At 68.0% G+C, this 20332-nt stretch carries 9 protein-coding genes; all 9 read left to right on the forward strand.

Translation table 11 applies throughout. The features are described 5' to 3' along the window. The first annotated feature begins 1 nt into the window (after position 1). Positions 2 to 9487, forward strand: a complete 9486-nt coding sequence (locus tag ETQ85_RS27285) for a DUF4347 domain-containing protein (protein ID WP_148579299.1) — start codon at positions 2 to 4, stop codon at positions 9485 to 9487. Positions 9488 to 9495: 8 nt separating this feature from the next. Further along, positions 9496 to 10917, forward strand: a complete 1422-nt coding sequence (locus ETQ85_RS11970) for an efflux RND transporter periplasmic adaptor subunit (protein ID WP_148579300.1) — start codon at positions 9496 to 9498, stop codon at positions 10915 to 10917. Between the two features lie 4 nt (positions 10918 to 10921). Continuing rightward, positions 10922 to 13018 (forward strand): HlyD family secretion protein, encoded by a 2097-nt coding sequence (locus tag ETQ85_RS11975; RefSeq protein WP_148579301.1) that lies wholly within the window; start codon positions 10922 to 10924, stop codon positions 13016 to 13018. A 40-nt stretch (positions 13019 to 13058) separates the two neighbouring features. Continuing rightward, positions 13059 to 13811 (forward strand): pseudouridine synthase, encoded by a 753-nt coding sequence (locus tag ETQ85_RS11980; RefSeq protein ID WP_148579302.1) that lies wholly within the window; start codon positions 13059 to 13061, stop codon positions 13809 to 13811. Between the two features lie 40 nt (positions 13812 to 13851). Next, on the forward strand, positions 13852 to 14661 hold the full coding sequence (locus tag ETQ85_RS11985; protein WP_148579303.1) for a dioxygenase family protein: 810 nt from the start codon (positions 13852 to 13854) through the stop codon (positions 14659 to 14661). A 112-nt stretch (positions 14662 to 14773) separates the two neighbouring features. After that, positions 14774 to 15400 (forward strand): type II secretion system protein N, encoded by a 627-nt coding sequence (locus tag ETQ85_RS11990; RefSeq protein ID WP_148579304.1) that lies wholly within the window; start codon positions 14774 to 14776, stop codon positions 15398 to 15400. After that, a complete protein-coding gene (gspD, locus tag ETQ85_RS11995; RefSeq protein ID WP_148579305.1) occupies positions 15397 to 17640 on the forward strand; it encodes a type II secretion system secretin GspD in 2244 nt (747 codons plus the stop codon). Before ETQ85_RS11990 ends, gspD begins: the two co-directional genes overlap by 4 nt. Next, the gene (gene gspE, locus ETQ85_RS12000) at positions 17637 to 19103 is read left to right on the forward strand and encodes a type II secretion system ATPase GspE (RefSeq protein ID WP_148579306.1); all 1467 of its coding nucleotides are present in this window, start codon (positions 17637 to 17639) and stop codon (positions 19101 to 19103) included. The genes gspD and gspE overlap by 4 nt, the downstream gene beginning before the upstream one ends. A 22-nt stretch (positions 19104 to 19125) precedes the next feature. Beyond that, on the forward strand, positions 19126 to 20331 hold the full coding sequence (gspF, locus tag ETQ85_RS12005; RefSeq protein ID WP_148579307.1) for a type II secretion system inner membrane protein GspF: 1206 nt from the start codon (positions 19126 to 19128) through the stop codon (positions 20329 to 20331). The last annotated feature ends 1 nt before the right edge of the window (position 20332 follow it).

The following is a 20332-nucleotide window of genomic DNA, read 5'->3' on the forward strand; positions in this document are numbered from 1 at the left end:
CATGTCCCGCCCCGCCAATTCCGTTGCCCGTCGGCCCCTGAAGCGCGCTCCGCTTCGCCCCATGGCCCTGGAGCCGCGCCTCATGTTCGACGGCGCCGCCGTGGATACAGCAGCCCACGCAGTTGAAGCCAGCGCCGCGGCCAGCACTCGCGAGGCCACCGCCAGCGACAGCAGCAGCCACGACAGCCCCCACGTCGATGCGGTAACCACAAGCCCGCCGGCCTCGGAAATCGTCTTCATCACCACCTCCACCCCCGACTGGCAAAAGCTCGCCGGCAACGTGCGGGAAGGCGTCGAAGTCATCCTCCTTGATCCGGAACAGGATGGCGTTCAACAGGTCAGCGAGGCGCTCGCCGGGCGCACCGGCATCACCGCCATCCACATCGTCTCCCATGGCGCCGACGGCATGATCATCCTCGGCAACACACCGCTGGACAGCGACGGCGTCACCGAGCGCGCCACCGAACTGGCGGCCTGGAAGGATCACCTCGCCAGCGGCGCCGACATCCTGCTGTACGGCTGCGACGTAGCCTCCAGCGCCCAGGGGCGCAGCTTTGCCAGCCTGCTGGCCAGCACCACTGGCGCCGATGTGGCCGCCTCCAGCGACACCACCGGCGCAGCCACCCAGGGCGGCGACTGGACCCTCGAATACGCCTCCGGCAGCATCGAAGGCAGCAGCTTCCTGACGACCGCCGGCGTCGAAGCCTACGACGCGCGCCTCGCCACCGTCAGCCTGTCCGGTGCCACGGGCTGGACGGCCATCATGTTCGGCCCCTCGCGCGACCCGGACGGTGACAGCCAGGCCGGCGCCGCCGACACCGACATCATCGGCGACACCACCCACGGCTCCCTGTACACCGCCTACAGTGACAGCGGCACCAGCAACACCGCGGACGACTACCTGTACTTCCGCATGCGTATCGACAATCCCACCAGCGACACCAACTTTGCCGGCGTCGCCATCGTCGGCATGGACGCCAACGGTGACGGCCGGATCGACCTGTTCTTTTCAGTGGATGGCCGCAACAACACCCAGGCCGTGCGCCTGCTCGAGCCGGGCACGGGCGTCAACCTGTCGCCCAGCACCACCAGCACCTCGCCACTACCCACTGGCTGGCTGCCCAACAACGGCGTGTACGCCTTCAACCCGTTGAACTACTCGGTAGACGCCGTCTCCAGCACCAACGATCCGCACTACGGCAGCTCCACCATCACCAATCCGGTCGGCACGACCAGCGCCACCGACCTGACCGGTGACGGCAAGCGTGACGTGTTCATCAGCTGGCGAGTGCCCATTGCCGACATCGCCACCGTGCTCGCCAAGCCCTCCCCGGTCGACCGCAACGGCGTGTATGGTCCGCGGGGCGCCACCGGTCTGGCCGGCTTCACCAAGGACACGGCCGTCAAGTACGTCTCCTTCACCCAGACCCAGCCCGGCCCCATCAACGGCGACCTCAACGGTGTCGGCGCGTCCTACGACAAGAACGCCACCTTTGCCGAGCTCGGCGCCTTCACCACCGAAATGTCGGCCAGCACCCCGGTCGCCGCGTCCACCCGCCTCGACATCACCGACAACATCGCCGGCACCGCCAACGGCCCGGTGACCTTCACCTTCCAGTTCTCCGCAGGCGTCACCGGCTTCGAGGCCGGTGACATCACGGTATCCGGCGGCACCGCCAGCGACTTCACCATCGTTGACGCCGACACCTACACCCTCGTCGTCACCCCCGACTCCGACACCGCCAGCGGCGCCATCCAGGTCGACGTCGCCACCGGTGCGGCAACCTCAGGCAGCCTGCCTTCCGCCGCCGGCAGCGCCACCCAAGCCTACGATACCCTGCCTCCGAGTGTCACCATCGACACCCCGGCGCTGGCCCTGTCCGGCCACCCCACCCTCAGCGGCCACACCGACCTGCCCGACGGCACGCTGATCACCGTCACCATCGACCCCGACAACGACGCCGCCACTGCCAACAGCGTCACCTACAAGGTCATGGCCAGCGGCGGAATCTGGACCCTCGACACGGCCACCGCCACGGCGGCCTCCGGCAGCCTGCCGGCCGCCGGCCTCGTCAGCTACAGCAAGATCACCGCCAGCGGCTCCGACGCCGCCGGCAACACCGGCAGCGCCGTCGAACTCAACCGGCCGACAGTCACGCTCCTCTCCACCGGCGACACCACACCAACCGTCAGCGGCACCTGGACCAACATCCCCGGCGACACCCTGAGCATCACCGTCGACGGCACCAGCTACACCCCGACCATCGTCGGCAATACCTGGTCGGTCAACGTCACCGCTGCCCTGGCCATCAGCCCGACGCCCTATGAAGTCATCGCCACAGTCACCCGTTCCGGCTCCGTCACCGACACCAGCAGCGGCGAGGTGACGATCACCACGGCGCCACCGGCCATCCTCGTCGACATCGCCGGCGGCGCCACCGCCACCGGTTCGGACACCACGCCGATCATTTCCGGCACCTCGACCAACTCGGGCGGCTTCCTTGTCATTCGCCTCGACCCCAACAACGACGGCGACCTCTCGGATGCAGTGACCTACTCGGTGACCCCCGACGGCAGCGGCAACTGGACCCTCGACACCGGCACCGCCACGCCCATCTCCGGCACCCGTCCCAACGGCGGCTTCATCGGATCGACCGGCATTCTCGCCACCGACAGCTCCGGCAACGTCAGCGACACCCAGGTGCTGACCATCAGCACCCCGACCGTCACGATTGGCAGCGTCACCAGCACCGCCACCACCGATACCAACGCCCAGGTCAACAACGGCGACGCCTGGCTCAACATGACCGAGGACAACAGCGTCACCATCAGCGGCACCGCCACCACCGGCTTCACCGTCCACCTTGTCATCGCCGACGCCAACGGCAACTCACTCGACTTCAACAATCTGGCGGTGGACGGCAGCGGCAACTGGTCGACCACCGGGGCCAACCTGTCGAGCCTGGACAGCACTACGCTGACGATGACCGCCACCCTGGCCGGCACCAGTGTTAGCGCCACCAACAACGCCTATACCCACGACACCATTGCCCCACGGATCTTCATCACCAACTCCAGCGAGATCAAGAAAAACGGTGGCGTGATCTACGGCGGCAGCGAACTCGCCAATACGGGCCTGACCATCACCATCCGCGACGCCACCGACACCAGCACCGTCGGCACCTGGACCACCACCACCAACGCCAGCGGCGACTGGACGGTGACCACCAGTGGCAACCTGGTGTCCGGCAGCTCCGGCAACATCATCATCAAGGTCGCCCCTACCACGGCCCCCGCCACCGACAGCGCCAAGAACATCGTCGGTACCGCCCAAGTCAGCCAATACGTGGCCGCCAACGCCGCCACCACCAGCATCACCATCGGCAACATCGCCACCGACAACATCATCACCGTCAGCGAAATCGGCTCCGGACTGGCAATCGGCGGCACCACCACCCTCACCGGCACCGGCACCGTCACCCTGACCATCGACGACGGCGATCTGGACACCGCCGTCAACATCACCACCACCGGCAGCTACTCCGGCGGCAACTGGACGGCGAACCTCACCAAAACCCAAGTCCAGAGCCTGCTCAATGGCCAGCTCACCGTTACCGCCACCGCCACGGAAACGAGCGGGATCACCATCATGGACGTCGCCCTGCCGACCCTGTCCCTGCTGACCCCCACGCTCACCATCAGCGACAACATACCGGGGAGTACAGCCGGCCCGGTCACCTTCACTTTCCAGTTCTCCGAAGGGGTATCCGGCTTCGACGTCGGCGACATCACCGTCACCAACGGCATCGCCGGCACCTTCACAGCCATTGATGCCGACACCTACACCCTGGTCGTCACTCCCACGCCCAACGCCAGTGGTGATATCGGCATCGGCGTCAACAGCAACGTCGCCCACGGCCTCAACACCGGCCGCGGCAACAGCGACGCAGTAGCGAGCCAGGCATTCAACACAACCGTCGCCGCCGCGGCCCCGACCCTCGACATCAACGCCGACGCCCTCGCCACCGACGTCACCCCGCTGATCACCGGGACCACCAGCCTGGCTGCCGGCGCCCCCATCGTCATCACCATCGACCCGGACAACGACGCCACCACCAGCAACAGCCTCACCTACGCCGCCACCGTCCAGAGCGGCGGCACCTGGAGCCTCGACATCGGCACCGCCACACCCACCAGTGGCACCCTGCCGGCCAGCGGCCTCACCCCGTGGGCGAAGATCACTGCCACCGCCACCAACGCCTTCGGCAACAGCACCAGCGTCACCGCCCTCGACACCCCGGCCGTCACCCCCACCATCGCCAACACCCATACCGCCACCGTCACCGGCACCTGGATGAAGGAGGCGGGTGACGTCCTCACCGTAAGCATCGAGGGCACCGCGTACACCGTGGCCAACGGCAAGCTGACGATCAACAGCGACAACACCTGGACCCTCGTCACCGATCCGCTCGTCGACGGCACCTACGACGTCACCGCCAGCGTCACCCGCGGCGGCCTGACCTCTCCCGACGACGTCACCCACTCCGAACTGCAGATCGACACCCTCGGCACCGTGGACATCACCGGCGGCGCCAGCATCAGCACCGGCGACGCCACGCCGCTGATCGTCGGCACCAGCACCGGCATGCCCGCCGGCTCCGTGCTCACGCTGCAACTCGATACCGACAACAACGGCAGCTACGACCTCGTTTACCAAACGGTCGTCGGCGCCGGCGGCGCCTGGTCCGTGGATACCGCCAGCGCCATTCCGTCGGGCGGCGCCTTCCCGGCCGGCGGCCTGAACGGCAGCGTGCCCATCCGCGCCACGGCCACCGATCCCGCCGGCAACACCGGCCTCGACACGCAGACGCTCATCGTCGACATCACCCCGCCGCAGATCGCCCTCACCTCCGGCAGCCGCAGCCCGAGCACCCAGCCGATCATCACCGGCACCACCGACCTGCCCGCCGGCGGCACCATCACGCTCGTCATCGACCCGGACAACAACCCGGCCACAAACGACAGCCTTACCTACACCGCCATCGTCCAGAGCGACGGCACCTGGCGCGTCGACACCGCCAACCCCACCGCCAACGGCGGCAGCGGCCCAACCACCAGCTACACCCTCGGCAACACCCTCGGCCTCACCGCCAGCGCCACCGACACCTTCGGCAACAGCGCCGACGCCAGTCGCCCGCTGGCCCTCGACGTGAACGCCCCCACCGTCGCCATCCATGCCCCCCTCGACTGGAACGGCACCCCCGACGGCAGCCTCGATGCCAGTGAAGACGACAGCGTGGTCATCACTGGCACCACCACCGGTATCGCCGACGGCCAGTGGCTGACCATCACCCTCACCGACGGCACCACCACCATTACCGACACAGTCACCGTCACCGGCAACAACTGGACGATGAGCAGCATCAACCTGTCGTCCCTCGCCGCCGGTACGCTCACCGTCAGTGCCACCCACACCGACAGCGGTGGCAGCACTTACACCGATACGGCCAGCATCAACCACGTCAAGAACAGCACCGTGGCGATCGACCGCATCAGCCAAGACAGCGGCGTCGTGGCCGACTTCATTACCCGCGACGACACCATCGAAATATTCGGCACCGCCACCCCGGGCGCAGCGCTGGTCGTGCTCGTCAAGGACACCGGCAACAACGTTGTCGCCACCTTCAACGTCACCGCCAATGCCACGACAGGCGCCTGGAGCACCACGGCCACCAGCCCCCTGAGTGCCGGCGACTACACCATCGACGCGGCTGTCGGCGGCACCCACGCCACCCGGTCGATGACCATCGTCAGCACCACGCCCCCACAGCTCACCACCAGCAACCCGGCCGACAACGCCACCGGCGTGCTCGAGAGCGCCGACCTGACCCTCACCTTCGACAAGGCCATCCTCCCCGGCAGCGGCACCATCAACCTCTACCGCAGCAGCGACAACAGCCTCGTCGAAAGCTACAACGTCTCCAGCGGCCTCGGCTCCATCACCGACATCAACGGCGCCAGCCTCGGCCGCCTCACCTTCGGCAGCACCACAATCACCCTCAATCCCGGCAGCGACCTGATCAGCGGTGCCAGCTACTACATCAAGATCGACGGCACCGCCGTCATCGACCAAGCAGGCAACGCCTACGTCGGCATCACCGACGCCACCACGCTCAACTTCCAGACCACTGGCGGCGCCAATGCCCTGCCGACCCTCACCGCCAGCGCCGGCACCACCTCATTCACCGAAGGTGCCGACACGGCCTCCACACCAGTCGTCATTGACAACGGCCTCACTGTCGCCGACACCGACAACGCCACCCTCGCCAGTGCCACGGTTGCCATCACCGGCAATCTCCATGCTGCGGAAGACAGCCTCGCCTTCACCAATGACGGCAGCACCATGGGCAACATCAGCGCCAGCTACAACGCCGGCACCGGTGTGCTGACCCTCACCTCCAGCGGTGCCACCGCCACCCTCGCCCAGTGGCAGGCCGCCCTGCGCAGCATCACCTACACCAACAACGCCGACACACCCGACACCACCGATCGCACCGTCAGCTTCACGGTCAATGACGGCAGCGCCGACAGCAACAGCGTCACCCGAACCCTCAGCGTCACTGCCGTCAACGACGCCCCAAGCATCACCGCCCCGGCCAGCATCGCCGTCACCGAAGATGTCGCCGGCGCCCTCACCGGCATCAGCTTCACCGACGTGGACGCCGGCAGCAGCAGCGTCACCGTCACCCTGAGCGTCGCCAGCGGCAGCCTCGCGGCCACCTCCGGCAGCGGCGTCACCGTCAGCGGCACCGCCAGCGCACTGACCCTCACCGGCAGCGTCGCCAACATCAACACCTTCATCGCCGCCAGTGCAGTCAGCTTCACCACTGCCAGCAACGCCACCAGCAGCGTGACCCTCACCGTCGACATCGACGATGGCGGCAACACCGGCAGTGGCGGCGCCAAGGCCGACAGCATCACCGTCAGCCTGCTCGTCACTGCCGTCAACGACCCACCCGCCGTGACCACCAGCGCGGGCACGCAAGCCTTCATCGAAGGTGCCGGCCCGGTCGCCATCGACAGCAGCCTCACCGTTACCGATGTGGACAACGCCACCCTCGCCAGTGCCACGGTTGCCATCACCGGCAATCTCCATGCTGCGGAAGACAGCCTCGCCTTCACCAATGACGGCAGCACCATGGGCAACATCAGCGCCAGCTACAACGCCGGCACCGGTGTGCTGACCCTCACCTCCAGCGGTGCCACCGCCACCCTCGCCCAGTGGCAGGCCGCCCTGCGCAGCGTCACCTACACCAACAGCGCCGACACACCCGACACCACCGACCGCACCGTCAGCTTCACGGTCAATGACGGCAGCGCCGACAGCACCATCACCACTCGCACCCTCAGCGTCGCCGACGCAGATCTCGACCCGCCGCTCATCACCGGCCCGTCCGGCGCCGCCGGTGCAGCCACCAGCACCACCGCCATCACCGAAAACACCACCGCCATCGCCACCCTCAGCGCCAACGAACCCGTTACCTGGGCCCTCGCCGGCGATGACGCGGCCAGGTTCGTGATCGACAGCGACGGCAAGCTCGCCTTCGCCACCGCCACCGACTACGAAGCCCCGACGGACCTCGGTGACACGCCCGCCAACAACACCTACGTCGTGCAGGTGAAGGCCACCGACGGCAACGGCAACGTTGCCACCCAGACGATCACCGTCACCGTCACCAACGTCGACGAAGTTGTCCCGCTCATCAGCGGCCCGTCCGGCACTGCCGGCGATGCCGTCAGTGCCGCATCGATCCCGGAGAACGCCAGCACCGTCGCCACCCTCGGCGCCAGCAAAGCCGTCACCTGGCAAATCGTCGGCGGCGAGGACGCCGCCCTCTTCGAACTCGATCCCGCCACGGGCAGCCTGAGCTTCAAGGCCGCCCCCGACTTCGAAGCCCCGGGCGACGGCAGCACGGCCGGCAGCAACACCTACCTGGTCACGGTGCGCGCCACCGACAGCGTCGGCCACACTGCCGAACAGACCATTACCGTCACAGTCACCGACGTGCCCGAGGGCAGCCGGCCAACCCAGACCATCGCCATCGGCGCCATGAGCCGTGACAGCGGCGAATCGGCAAGCGACTTCATCACCGCCGACGGTAGCGCTGGCCGCACCGTAAACGGCACGCTCAGCGCCCCGCTAGGCGCCGACGAAGCCGTGGAACTCTCCTTCGACGGCGGCAACACCTGGGTTCGTGCCAGCACCGACGGCACCGCCTGGCAGGCCGCCGACCCCAGCGCCCATATCGACAACTGGACGATCCAGGCCCGCGTCACCAACATCGTCGCCAATCTGTCCGGGCCAGCCGAAAGCCGTGCCGTCACGCTCGACACCACGCCTCCCGAGGTGCCGACCGTCAACACCCTCGACACCACCAGCAACACCCCGACGATTACCGGCAGCGCCAGCGTCGGCGCTGGAGAAACCCTGCGCGTCACGGTCAATGGCCTCACCTACACTGTCGGCGACGGTCACCTCACGCTCACCGGCAACACCTGGGCCCTGCGCATCCCGGCCGCCAATGCCCTGCCCGTCGGCACCTACTCGATTGTCGCCAGCCTTGTCGACGCAGCCGGCAATGTCAGCACCGATACCGGCAGCAACGAACTCAAGGTGGCAGACGTACCGCCACACCGCCCGATGCAGCCCGCCGAACTGCCCACCGTGGCTCCGACGCCGACGGCCCCGCCCCCCCCTGCCAGTGCCCCCGCCGTCACCCTGGTCGACGCTCCGCTGACACTGGTCACCCCGGCCAGCACGATCAACCTCGATCCGATCCACAACGACCCCACCGGCGACAGGCAGCTTTCCAGCCTGCTCACCGTCGCCGATCAGGCCCCCGGCGACTTCGGCATTCGCACCCGCTCGGAAGGCTTCCCGATCGTCGTCCTGCGCACCGCGGATGGCAGCAGTGACAATGCCGCCAGCAACGCCGCAACACTGGTGGTCAATCGCGGCATTCCGGATGTCGTCATTGAACAGAACGGCCGCAACTTCGAAGTTCCCATCCCCAACGACGCCTTTGCCCACTCCCGGCAGGACGCCATCATCAACCTCACCATTGCCCGCAGCGACGGCCGGCCGCTCCCCGGCTGGCTGCAGTTCGACCCGCGCATGGGCGTTTTCCGCGGCACCGCGCCAGCCGGCTTCAGCGGCGACGTGGAAATCCGCGTAATTGCCCGCGACCAGAACGGCAACCAGGTGGAAGTGGTGTTCCGCATCCGCGTCGGCGAGGACGGCAAGGTGATCCGCTCCAGCTCCAGCGCCACCGACCCCGCCCGCAACCAGCCTCGTCTGGAAGGCCGGGCCGGCTTCAGCACCCAGCTGCGCCTGGCCGGCCGCGGCGCCCAGATCACCGAACGTGAGCGCCTGATTGAACAGGCCCGTCAGCTGCCGGCCCGCAAGGCCCCGGCAGCAACGTCCTGAAACCGGCAATGAGCGAAATCCATTTAACCCACGTCGACACATCCAGCCACAGCGGTCTGGCCACCCTGCACCTGCTCGGTTGCCGCGCCCGCAACGCGACCGAGCCGGCAGAGCTGGGCTTCATCGTCGCCAACGAGAGCTTTCAGCTCGCCCCCTACCGCCAGGCCGCCCTGTGGCTGCGCGACAGGGGCGTGACGACCTTGTCCGGCATCAGCCAGCCCGACCTCAATGCCCCTTACGTACAGTGGCTCGGCAGCCTGTGCCCGATCCTCGCCGAAAAGGCCGGCAGCCAGCCCTTCCAGCCGCAGCCCTGCGATCTGCCAGACCACATGGCCGCCGAGTGGGAAGAGTGGCTGCCCGCTCACGGCCTGTGGCTACCGCTCACCGGCCCCGACGGGCAGACCGGCGGCGGGCTGCTGCTGGCCCGTGACGACGCCTGGCACGAAGCAGAAATCACCCTCCTCGCCGAATGGATCGGCATCTGGCAGCATGCCTGGCACGCACGTACCGGCAGCAACATGTCGTCCCGACTGGCCGCCACGACCCGCCAGGTACTGGACATCCGCGCCCACGCCCGCGCCCTCTCGCCCGGCCAGCTCCCTCATACCCTCGCCAGCCTGCGCCAGAAAAAGCGCCTGCCCTACGTGCTGGCCGTTGGCGTGGCACTGGTCTTTCCGGTACGCCTGTCGGTGCTCGCCCCCGGCGAACTGGTGCCGGCCCACCCGCATGTGATCCGCGCCCCGATGGACGGCGTCGTGGACCAGGTGCTGGTGCAACCCAACCAGCGGGTCAAGGCCGGCGCACAACTCTTTGCGCTCGATCGGGCCAGTCTCGACGCCCGCCTGGCAGTGGCCTCCCAGGCCCTCGCCACATCACAGACCGAATACCGCCAGCAAGCCCAGCAAGCCCTTTTCGACGCCAAGAGCAAGAGCCGCCTGGCCACCGTACAGGGCGGCATCGGCGAAAAGGAAGCCGAAGTCGGCTACCTGCGCCAGCAAAGCGAGCGCGCCACGCTCACCGCCCCGGCCGACGGCATCGTGCTGATGAGCGCGCCCTCCGAATGGATCGGCCGCCCGGTGGTCACCGGCGAGCGCCTGGCCACCCTCGCCACCGAAGGCGACGAAGAACTCGAAGCCTGGCTGGCCCTCGGGGATGCCATCGAACTCGCCCCGGGCGCACCGGTCAAGCTCTACCTCAACACCTCGCCCCTCGACCCGGTCGAAGCGCACCTGCGTTACGTGGCCCATGAAGCCCAGCAGCGCCCCGACGGCAGCTTCGCCTACCGCCTGCGCGCCGATCTGGCGGAAGGCTCGCCGCGCCCGCGCATCGGCCTCAAAGGCACGGTCAAGGTGTCCGGCAACTACGTGCCGCTGGCCTGGTGGCTGCTGCGCCGGCCCCTCGCCGCCGCCCGCCAGTTCGTCGGGCTGTAGCCTCATGCCCCTGCCCGCCCTGCGCGAAGAGTTGTGCCTGCACGCCGGTCCGCCGGCGGCCAACGGCGCCCCCACGTGGACGCTGCAGGACCCGGTCAGCAACCGCTTCTTCCGCATCGACTGGCCAACCTTCCTGATCCTCAGCCACTGGCACGCCGGCGACCCGCAACGCATCGCCGCCGAGGTCAGCGCAGAAGCCCCGCTCGAGGTGGACGGCCAGGACGTGGAAGGCGTACTCGAATTCCTCGCCCGCTCGGAGCTGCTGCAATGCACCGGCAGCGCCGACACCCAGCGCCTGCGCCGCGCCGACGCCGCCCGCCATCAGTCGGCCTGGACCTGGCTGCTCCACCACTACCTGTTTTTCCGCCTGCCCCTGTGGCGACCCGACCTGTGGCTGGAGCGCATGGCACCGGTGGTGGACGTCCTGTTCCGCCCGACCTTCCTGCGCCTCACGCTGCTGGCTCTGATCCTCGGCAGCCTCGGCGTGCTGCGCCAGTGGGAACACTTCAGCGCCACGCTGGTGGACACCCTCAACTGGAACGGCGCCAAGGCTTACCTGGCGGTGCTGGTCGGGGTCAAGCTCCTGCACGAACTCGGCCATGCCTTCACCGCCAAGCGCCTGGGCTGCCGCGTCCCCAGCATGGGCATTGCCTTCCTGGTGATGTGGCCGGTGGCCTACACGGACGTCAACGACGCCTGGAAACTCCCGCGCCGCCAGGACCGCCTCAAGGTCGGCGCCGCCGGCGTGCTCACCGAACTCATCATCGCCGCCTGGGCCACGCTGGCCTGGGCCCTGCTGCCCGACGGGAGCGCACGGGGCGCAGCTTTCCTCCTCGCCACCACCAGCTGGATCGCCACCGTCGCCATCAACGCCAGCCCCTTCCTGCGCTTCGACGGCTACTTCCTGCTTGCCGACTGGCTCGACACCCCCAACCTGCACACGCGGGCCTTCGCCCTGGCGCGCTGGAAAATGCGCGAATTGCTGTTTGCACTGGGCGAAGACAAGCCGGAAAGCCTGCCCGCCCCACGGGAACGCTTCCTGATCGGCTTCGCCTGGCTGACCTGGATCTATCGGCTGGTGCTCTTTCTCGGCATTGCGCTGCTGGTCTACAACTACTTTTTCAAACTACTCGGCGTCTTCCTGTTCGCCGTCGAAATCGCCTGGTTCATCCTGATGCCTTTCAAGAACGAAATCGCTGAATGGCACAAGCGCTGGCCGCAAATCCGCCACAGCGCACGCGGACGCCGCTGGCTGCTGGCCGGCGGCGCCCTGCTGGTTGCCGGCATCCTGCCCCTCGACTTCATCGTCGAAGGCCAGGGCCTGCTCAAGCCGGAGCGCAGCTACGCGCTTTACAGCCCGGCAGCCGCCCGCCTGGAGTCGGCCCTGCCGCCCCACGGCACCGCCATCAAGGCCGGCACGCCGCTGCTGATGCTCAGTTCGCCCGAACTCGCAGCCCGTGCCCAGGCCATCGCCGCACGCACCGCCCGGCTCAACCGCCAGCTCGACATGGCCGCCGTGAATCCGGAAACCCATGCCGAACTGCCGCTACTGCGTGAAGAGCGCCGTCGCCTGGCCGAAGAAGCCCAGGGCAACGCCGCTGAACAGGCCCGGCTTACCCCGGCAGCCCCCTTCGACGGCGTGTGGGTGGATCCGCAAGCCGACTTGCAAGCCGGCGACTGGGTCGGCAAGTCGGCCCCGCTGGCCACGCTGGTAGACCCGACCCGCTGGCGCGTCGACACCTATCTCGAAGAGCAGGAGCTTGGCCGCGTGCGGCTCGGCGACAGCGGGCGCTTCTTTCCCGAAACACCCGGCATGCCGGCCATCGCGCTGCGGGTCACGGCCATCGACAGCGACGCCGTCCACGAACTGCCCGACGCGCCCCTCGCCACCCTGCACGGCGGCCACATCCTGGTCCGTCAGCAGGACCACCGCCTGCTCACCGAACGTTCCGTGTTTCGCGTCACCCTCGAAGCCGAAACCCGACCGGGCGGCCTCCATGTCACCCGTGGCACGGTCACCATTCACGGCCAGGGCGAATCCCTGCTCGGCCGTTATCTGCGCAGCGCCACCGGGGTGCTGATCCGCGAATCCGGGTGGTAGATGCAACACCGGCGGCCCAGCCGGTTTACCATCCCGCCCCATGCTCCCCATTCTTTTCCACGACGAACACCTCGTCGCCATCCACAAGCCTTCCGGCCTGCTCGTCCATCGCAGCATGCTCGACCGCCACGAGACGCGTTTTGCCGTCCAGTTGCTGCGCGACCAGATCGGCCGCCACGTGTATCCAGCCCACCGCATTGATCGCGGCACCTCCGGTGTGTTGCTGTTTGCGCTCGACAAGGAAACCGCCCGCGCCGTCGGCGGGCAGTTCGAACGCCAGGAAGTCGCCAAGACCTACCTCGCCGTGGTGCGTGGCCATCCGGACGAAGCCGGCCGCATCGACCATGCCCTGACCCGCCAACGTGACGACGCCGAGTGGGTTGGCGAACGCACGTCCGAAGAAGCCCAGCCGGCCGTCACCGACTTTCGCCGCCTGGCCACCTGCGAACTTCCGCATCAGGTGGACCGCTACCCCACCAGCCGCTACGCCCTGGTCGAACTGACGCCCCACACCGGCCGGCGCCATCAGATTCGCCGCCACCTCAAGCACATTGCCCACCCCATCATCGGCGATGCCACCTTCGGCAAGGGCCGCCACAACCGCCTCTTCCAGCAACTCTTCAACAGCCACCGGATGCTGCTGGCCTGCGCACGGATGCAGCTCGTCCATCCGGTCAGCGGCACACCACTCGACCTGATCGCCCCGCTGGACGGAGAATTCGCCAGCGTGCTCGATGCCCTCCGATGGACCTCCGCACTCCCCGAAGCCCTGCGCGCCCTTCGGCAGCCTTAACACACGCCTCTCCTGCTCTCTCCCAAGCTCCGGAGTTCCCATGGAAAAACACGCTCACAACCTGGAGACCCTCCTGAAGACCAGCACCGACCGCCGCCAGGCCCTGCGCTGGCTCCTTGCCGGGACAGTCGCACCGCTGGCCGGTTGCGGCGGCAGCGTGGAAGTCAGCATTGGCAACATCAGTTATTCATCGCCCGGCACCCGTTGCGCGATCATTCCCGAAGAAACCGCCGGCCCCTATCCCGGCGACGGCGCCAATTACAACAGCAACGGCATTGCCAACGCCCTCAGCCTGCCCGGCATCGTGCGCAGCGACATCCGCACCAGCATTGCCGGCGCCAGTGGCGTGGCCAGCGGCCTTCCGCTCACCCTCACCCTCAGGCTGGTGAATACCGCCACCAACTGTGCCGATCTCTCCGGCTACGCCATCTACCTGTGGCACTGCAATCAGGCTGGCCAGTACTCGATGTACAGCAGCGGCATCAGCGCCGAAAACTACCTGCGCGGCGTGCAGGTCACCGACAGCAACGGCAGCGTCACCTTCCTGACCGTCTTTCCCGGCTGCTACGACGGACGGATGCCCCACGTGCACTTCGAGATCTACCCCAGCCTCGCCAGCGCCACCAGCGCTGCCGGCAAGATCAGGACATCGCAGCTCACCTTTCCCCTCGCCACCCTCAACGAGGTGTATGCCAGCAGCGGCTACAGCGCCAGTGCCGCCAACCTGGCCAGCATCAGCTACGCTACCGACAACGTCTTCAGCGACGGCACCACGCTGCAGATGGCCGCCATCAGCGGCTCCGTCAGCAACGGCTACAGCGCCTCCCTTACCGTTGGCATATCGGCCTGAAGCCCCCCGGCGCCGGCCGCAAATCCGGCGCTAAAACATCCTGCGACATCACAGAGCTTTCGTCCGTAACACAGGCCGGATAACATTGACGGTCTTTTGTGCAGCGCCGCCGATGAATCTCTCCGAACGCTTCGACCTGACCCGCCTTCCCTGGCAGCGCGCCATGCGCCTCGGCCCCCTGCTGGCCTGGGGCTGCGCCCTGGCCATTGCGGCCTGGGTAGCGGCTGACCTGTTCTGGCGTTTCAGCGCACCGCGCGCGCCGGCCCTGCCCGTGGCCAGCCTGGCCGACCCGCAGGCTGCCGCCCTGGCCATCGCCAGTCGGCACCTGATGGGGCAATCCGCGGCGGGCGACCCCATGGCCCCCGCCGCTGTCGCCGCGCCCAGCCGCTACACCCTGCAAGCGGTGGTCACCGGCAGCAACGGGCGCCCCGGCTGGGCCATCGTTTCTATCGATGGCGGAGCCCAGCAGGGCGTCGTCGAAGGGCAGGACATCCAGCCCGGCGTCAGCCTCGCCCTCGTCAAGGGCGACAGCATCGAGATCGCCACCGGCGGCCTGCGTCAAACCGTCAAACTCGCCGAGCGCGGCAATACCGAAGCGCCAGGCGGCGCCCCCCCGGCCTCTGGCATGAGCGCAATGCCGCCAGCCCAGAATTTCAATGGCGACGCCAGTGGCGCGCCCGACTCCGCTCAACGTCCTTTCCCTGCCGGCTTCCCGGCACAACCCGTCCCCAGCCAATGAAATCTGCCCGCCGCAGCCCGGGGTTCGCCCGCCGGCTCCTCGCCGCCAGCCTTGCCACCACCGTCGCCGCGACCCTTGCCTTGCCGCTGCCGGCCATCGCAGCCGGCTCCGGGAACGACGCGCCTGCGGCTGTCGGCGAGCCCGTCTCCCTCAACTTCGTGAATGCCGACATCGGCGCGGTAATCCAGGCCATCTCGAAGATTTCCGGGCGCAATTTTGTCGTCGACCCGCGGGTCAAGGGCACCCTCAACATCGTCACGGCCCGCCCGGTAGCCCGCAACCTGACCTACCCGATCCTGCTTTCTGCGCTGCGCCTGCAGGGCTACGCCGCCATTGAAGGCCAGGGCATCACCAAGATCGTCCCCGAAGCCGACGCCAAGCTGCACGCCGTGCCGGTCGGCAAGGGCAATGGCGCTGGCGGCGGCGACCGCCTGACCACCCAGGTTTTCAATCTCAAGCACGAATCGGCCAGCCAGTTGGTCGCGGTGATCCGCCCGCTGGTGTCGCCCAACAACACGGTCACCGCCTACCCGGGCAACAACTCCCTGGTGGTCACCGACTACGCCGAAAACATCGGGCGCATCGCCCAGATCGTCGAATCCATCGACGTACCCCAGGCCGACATGCGGGTCATTCCGCTCAAGCACGCCTCGGCCCTTGATCTCGCCCAGACCGTCACCCGCCTGCTCAATGACGGCAGTGGCGGCATCAGCACCGGCGGCGGCGTGGCCGGCGACGCCAGCCAGCGCATCACGGTAATCGGCGATCCGCGCACCAACAGCCTGTTGGTGCGCTCCGACAATCCGTCCAAGCTCAACGCCGTGCGCCAACTGGTCGCCAACCTCGATCAACCCGGCGCCGCCGGCAACATCCACGTGGTTTACCTGAAGAACGCCGAAGCCACCAAGGTCGCCCAGACCCTGCGCGCGGTACTGACGGGAGAAGCGGGCAACGCCGGGCAAACCACCGGCAGCAGCACCAGCTTCGGCTCAAGCACCACCAGCACCGGCGTCACCGGCACCGGCACCGGCACCGGCAGCCAGACCACCGGCGGCACCGGCACCACCCCGTCCTTCAGCAGCAACACGTCCGGCAACACCGGCGGCAATGGCATCGTCCAGGCCGATCCGATGACCAACTCGCTGATCATCACGGCGCCGGATGCCATCTACAACAACATCCGCAAGGTCATCGACCAGCTCGACAAGCGCCGCGCCCAGGTCTACGTCGAAGCCCTGATCACCGAAGTCAGCACCGAAAAAGCCGCCGAGATCGGCATCCAGTGGCAGGCCGGCAAGATCGGCTCCACCGGCGTATATGGCGGCACCAGCTTCAGCTCCGGCGGCAACAACGTGCTCAGTCTGGCCACCAGCCTGGCCTCCAGCAGCGGAACGACACTGCCCGGCAACGGCCTCAACCTGATTCTTGGTGGCGGCACCATCAGCGTCGGCGGCAAGCAGATCGCCAACCTCAACCTGCTGGCCCGCCTGCTCGAATCCGACAGCCGCGCCAACATCCTGTCCACGCCAAACCTGGTCACCCTCGACAACGAGGAAGCCAAGATCGTCGTCGGCAGGAACGTGCCCTTCCCCACCGGTTCCTACGCCACCGCCACCGGCGGCGCCACCGCCAACCCGTTCACCACCGTCGAACGCAAGGACGTGGGCCTGACGCTGAAGGTCAAGCCGCAGATCTCCGAAGGCGGCACGGTGCGCCTGCAGATCTACCAGGAAGCCTCGGCGGTGATCGACTCCACCTCGTCGGCCACCTACGGCCCCACCACCACCAAGCGCTCCATCGAATCCACCGTGCTGGTGGACGACGGCGCGGTAATCGCCCTCGGTGGCCTCGTCGAGGACACCTACAGTGGCGGCCAGGAAAAAGTCCCCGTGCTGGGCGACATTCCCTACCTCGGCGCCTTCTTCCGCTACGACACGCGCAAGCGCGGCAAGACCAACCTGATCGTCTTCCTGCGCCCGGTCATCCTGCGCGACGCAGCCAGCATTCAGGGCATTTCCGCCGACCGTTACAACTACGTCATCGGCCAGCAGCAGGCCATCGACAAAGTCGACGCCCTGATGCGCGGCGAGACCACCCCGCCCCAGTTGCCGCCCGTCGGCAGCCCGCCGCCGGCCGTGCCCTTCTACCCACCACGCGAGCAACCCGTCACCCCGCCGGCTGCCGCACCAGCTCCGGCCGCCGCGGCCCCGGTCGAGCCCACCGCCAGCAACACCCGATGAGCACGCCGGCCCTGCCCTACGCCTTTGCCAAGGCCCACGGCATTCTCGTCGCCGCCCGGAGCGCCGAGCACGCCGAGCTGATCCTGCGCGAAGGGGCCGATCTGTCGGCCCTCGCCGAAGTGCGCCGCAACCTCGGCGTGCCACTGCACATCGAGAGCGTCTCGCGCGCCGCCTTCGAAGCCCGCATTTCCGAAGCTTATTCCGGCGCCGACGGCAACGCCGCCGCCGTGGTCGACGACGTCGGCCAGGAGGTCGACCTCACCCAGCTGATGACCGAGCTGCCGACCGTCGAAGACCTTCTCGACACCCAGGACGACGCGCCGATCATCCGCATGATCAACGCCCTGCTGACCCAGGCCGTGCGCCAGCAGGCCAGCGACATCCACATCGAACCCTACGAGAAGAACTCCGTGGTGCGCTTTCGCCGCGACGGCGTGCTGGTCGACGTAGCCCAGCCGCACCGGGCCCTGCACGCCGCCATGGCCTCGCGGATCAAGATCATGGCCAGCCTCGACATCGCCGAAAAGCGCCTGCCCCAGGATGGCCGCATCGCCCTGCGCCTGGCCGGCCGCCAGGTGGACGTGCGCGTATCCACGCTGCCCACCACCCACGGCGAGCGCATCGTGCTGCGCCTGCTCGACAAGGGCAGCGGTCAGCGCAGCCTCGACAGCCTGGGCATGGCCAAAGACACCGTCGCGCCCTTTGCCGAACTCCTCAAGGAGCCCCACGGCATCCTCCTCGTCACCGGCCCCACCGGCTCCGGCAAGAGCACCACGCTCTACGCCGCACTGCAGGGCATGGACGCCAAGAGCCGCAACATCGTCACCGTCGAAGACCCGGTCGAATACGACCTGCCCGGCGTCGGCCAGATCCAGGTCAATCCGAAGATCGAGCTCACCTTCGCCAAGGCCCTGCGCGCCATCCTGCGGCAGGATCCGGACGTGATCATGATCGGTGAAATCCGCGACCTCGAAACCGCCCAGATCGCCGTCCAGGCCAGCCTCACCGGCCACCTGGTGCTGGCCACCCTGCACACCAACGACGCCGCCTCGGCGGTCACCCGGCTGGTGGACATGGGCGTCGAACCCTTCCTGCTCGCCTCCACCCTGCGCGGCGTACTTGCCCAGCGCCTGGTGCGCAAACTGTGCCCGGTGTGCCGTACCTCCGAGCCGGCCACCGCTGCCGACCGCGAACTCCTCGGCCCCGACACCCCGGCCCGACTGTGGCACGCCCCCGGCTGCCCCGAATGCACACGCACCGGCTACGCCGGGCGAACCGGCATCTACGAACTGATGGTTTCCGACGACGCCCTGCAACGCCTCATCCACACCGCCGCCGACGAAGCCGACCTGCGTGCCCACGCCCGTCAGAAGGGCGCCCACAGCCTGCGCGACGACGGCTATCGGCTGATGGCCGACGGCATCACCTCGGCCGAAGAGCTGCTGCGGGTGACGCGGGATTGACCACACCTTGCGCTGAGCACCCATGACCGCCTTTCGCTACCGTGCGCTCGACAACGCCGGCAAGGAATCCGCCGGCGTCCTCGAAGCCGACACCGGCAAGGCCGCCCGCGGCCTGCTGCGCGAGCGCGGCCTGTTTCCGCTCGAAGTCGCCAGCGTCACCCAGGGCAGCGCCGGCAGCAAGTCGGTGCGCCGCAAGCTGCGCGACGCCGATCTCACCCTCTTGACCCGCCAGTGGGCCACCCTGCTGGCCTCCGGCCTGACCGTCGAGCAAGCCCTCGCCGCCCTCATCGAACAGGCCGAAACCGAAGCCACCCGCCAGTTGCTGGCCGGCGTGCGCTCAGAGATCCTCGCCGGCTACAGCCTGCGCGCGGCCCTCGACCGTTACCCGCAGGCCTTCTCCACGCTGTACCGGGCCTCGGTGGCGGCCGGTGAAAAATCCGGCGAGCTGGCCAAGGTCATGAACCAGCTGGCCGACTACCTCGACCGCAGCCACGCCCTGCGCACCAAGACCCTGCAGGCCCTGCTCTACCCGGCCATCGTCGCCAGCGTCGCGCTGCTGGTCATCGTCGGCCTGATGACCTACGTGGTACCGCAAGTCATCTCGGTCTTCCAGCAGGGCAAGCAGACCCTGCCCTTCCTCACCCGCGCGCTGATCGTCGTCAGTGCCCTGCTGCGCGAATGGGGCTGGCTGGCTGCGCTGCTCCTCATTGGCGCCGTCTTCACTGCCCGCGCCGCCCTGCGCGACATCCACGTCAAGCGCCGCTGGGACGCCTGGCTGCTCGGCCTGCCCTTCCTCGGCCGGCATCTGCGCACCCTCGACGCCACCCGTTTCGCCAGCACCCTGTCCATCCTCGCCGGCAGCGGCGTGCCCCTGCTCGCCGCCCTCGACGCCGGCCGCCAGGTCATCAGCCGCCTGCCTCTGGCCGACGCGGTAGGCATCGCTGCCGAACGCGTCCGCGAAGGCCAACCGCTGTCCAAGGCCCTCGGTGCCAGCCGCCAGTTTCCGCCGCTCTTGATCCACATGCTGGCCAACGGCGAAGCCACCGGGCGCATCGACGAACTCCTCGATCGGGCCGCCAAGCTCCAGCAGGCCGAACTCGAAAACCGCACCGCCACGCTCACCGCGCTGCTCGAACCCATCCTGCTCCTCGCCATGGGCGGCTTCGTGCTGCTCATCGTGATGGCCGTGATGCAGCCGATCATCGACATGAACACCCTGATGAAATAAG

Origin of the sequence: Zoogloea oleivorans (assembly GCF_008107625.1) — a bacterium.
Lineage (GTDB): Bacteria > Pseudomonadota > Gammaproteobacteria > Burkholderiales > Rhodocyclaceae > Zoogloea > Zoogloea oleivorans.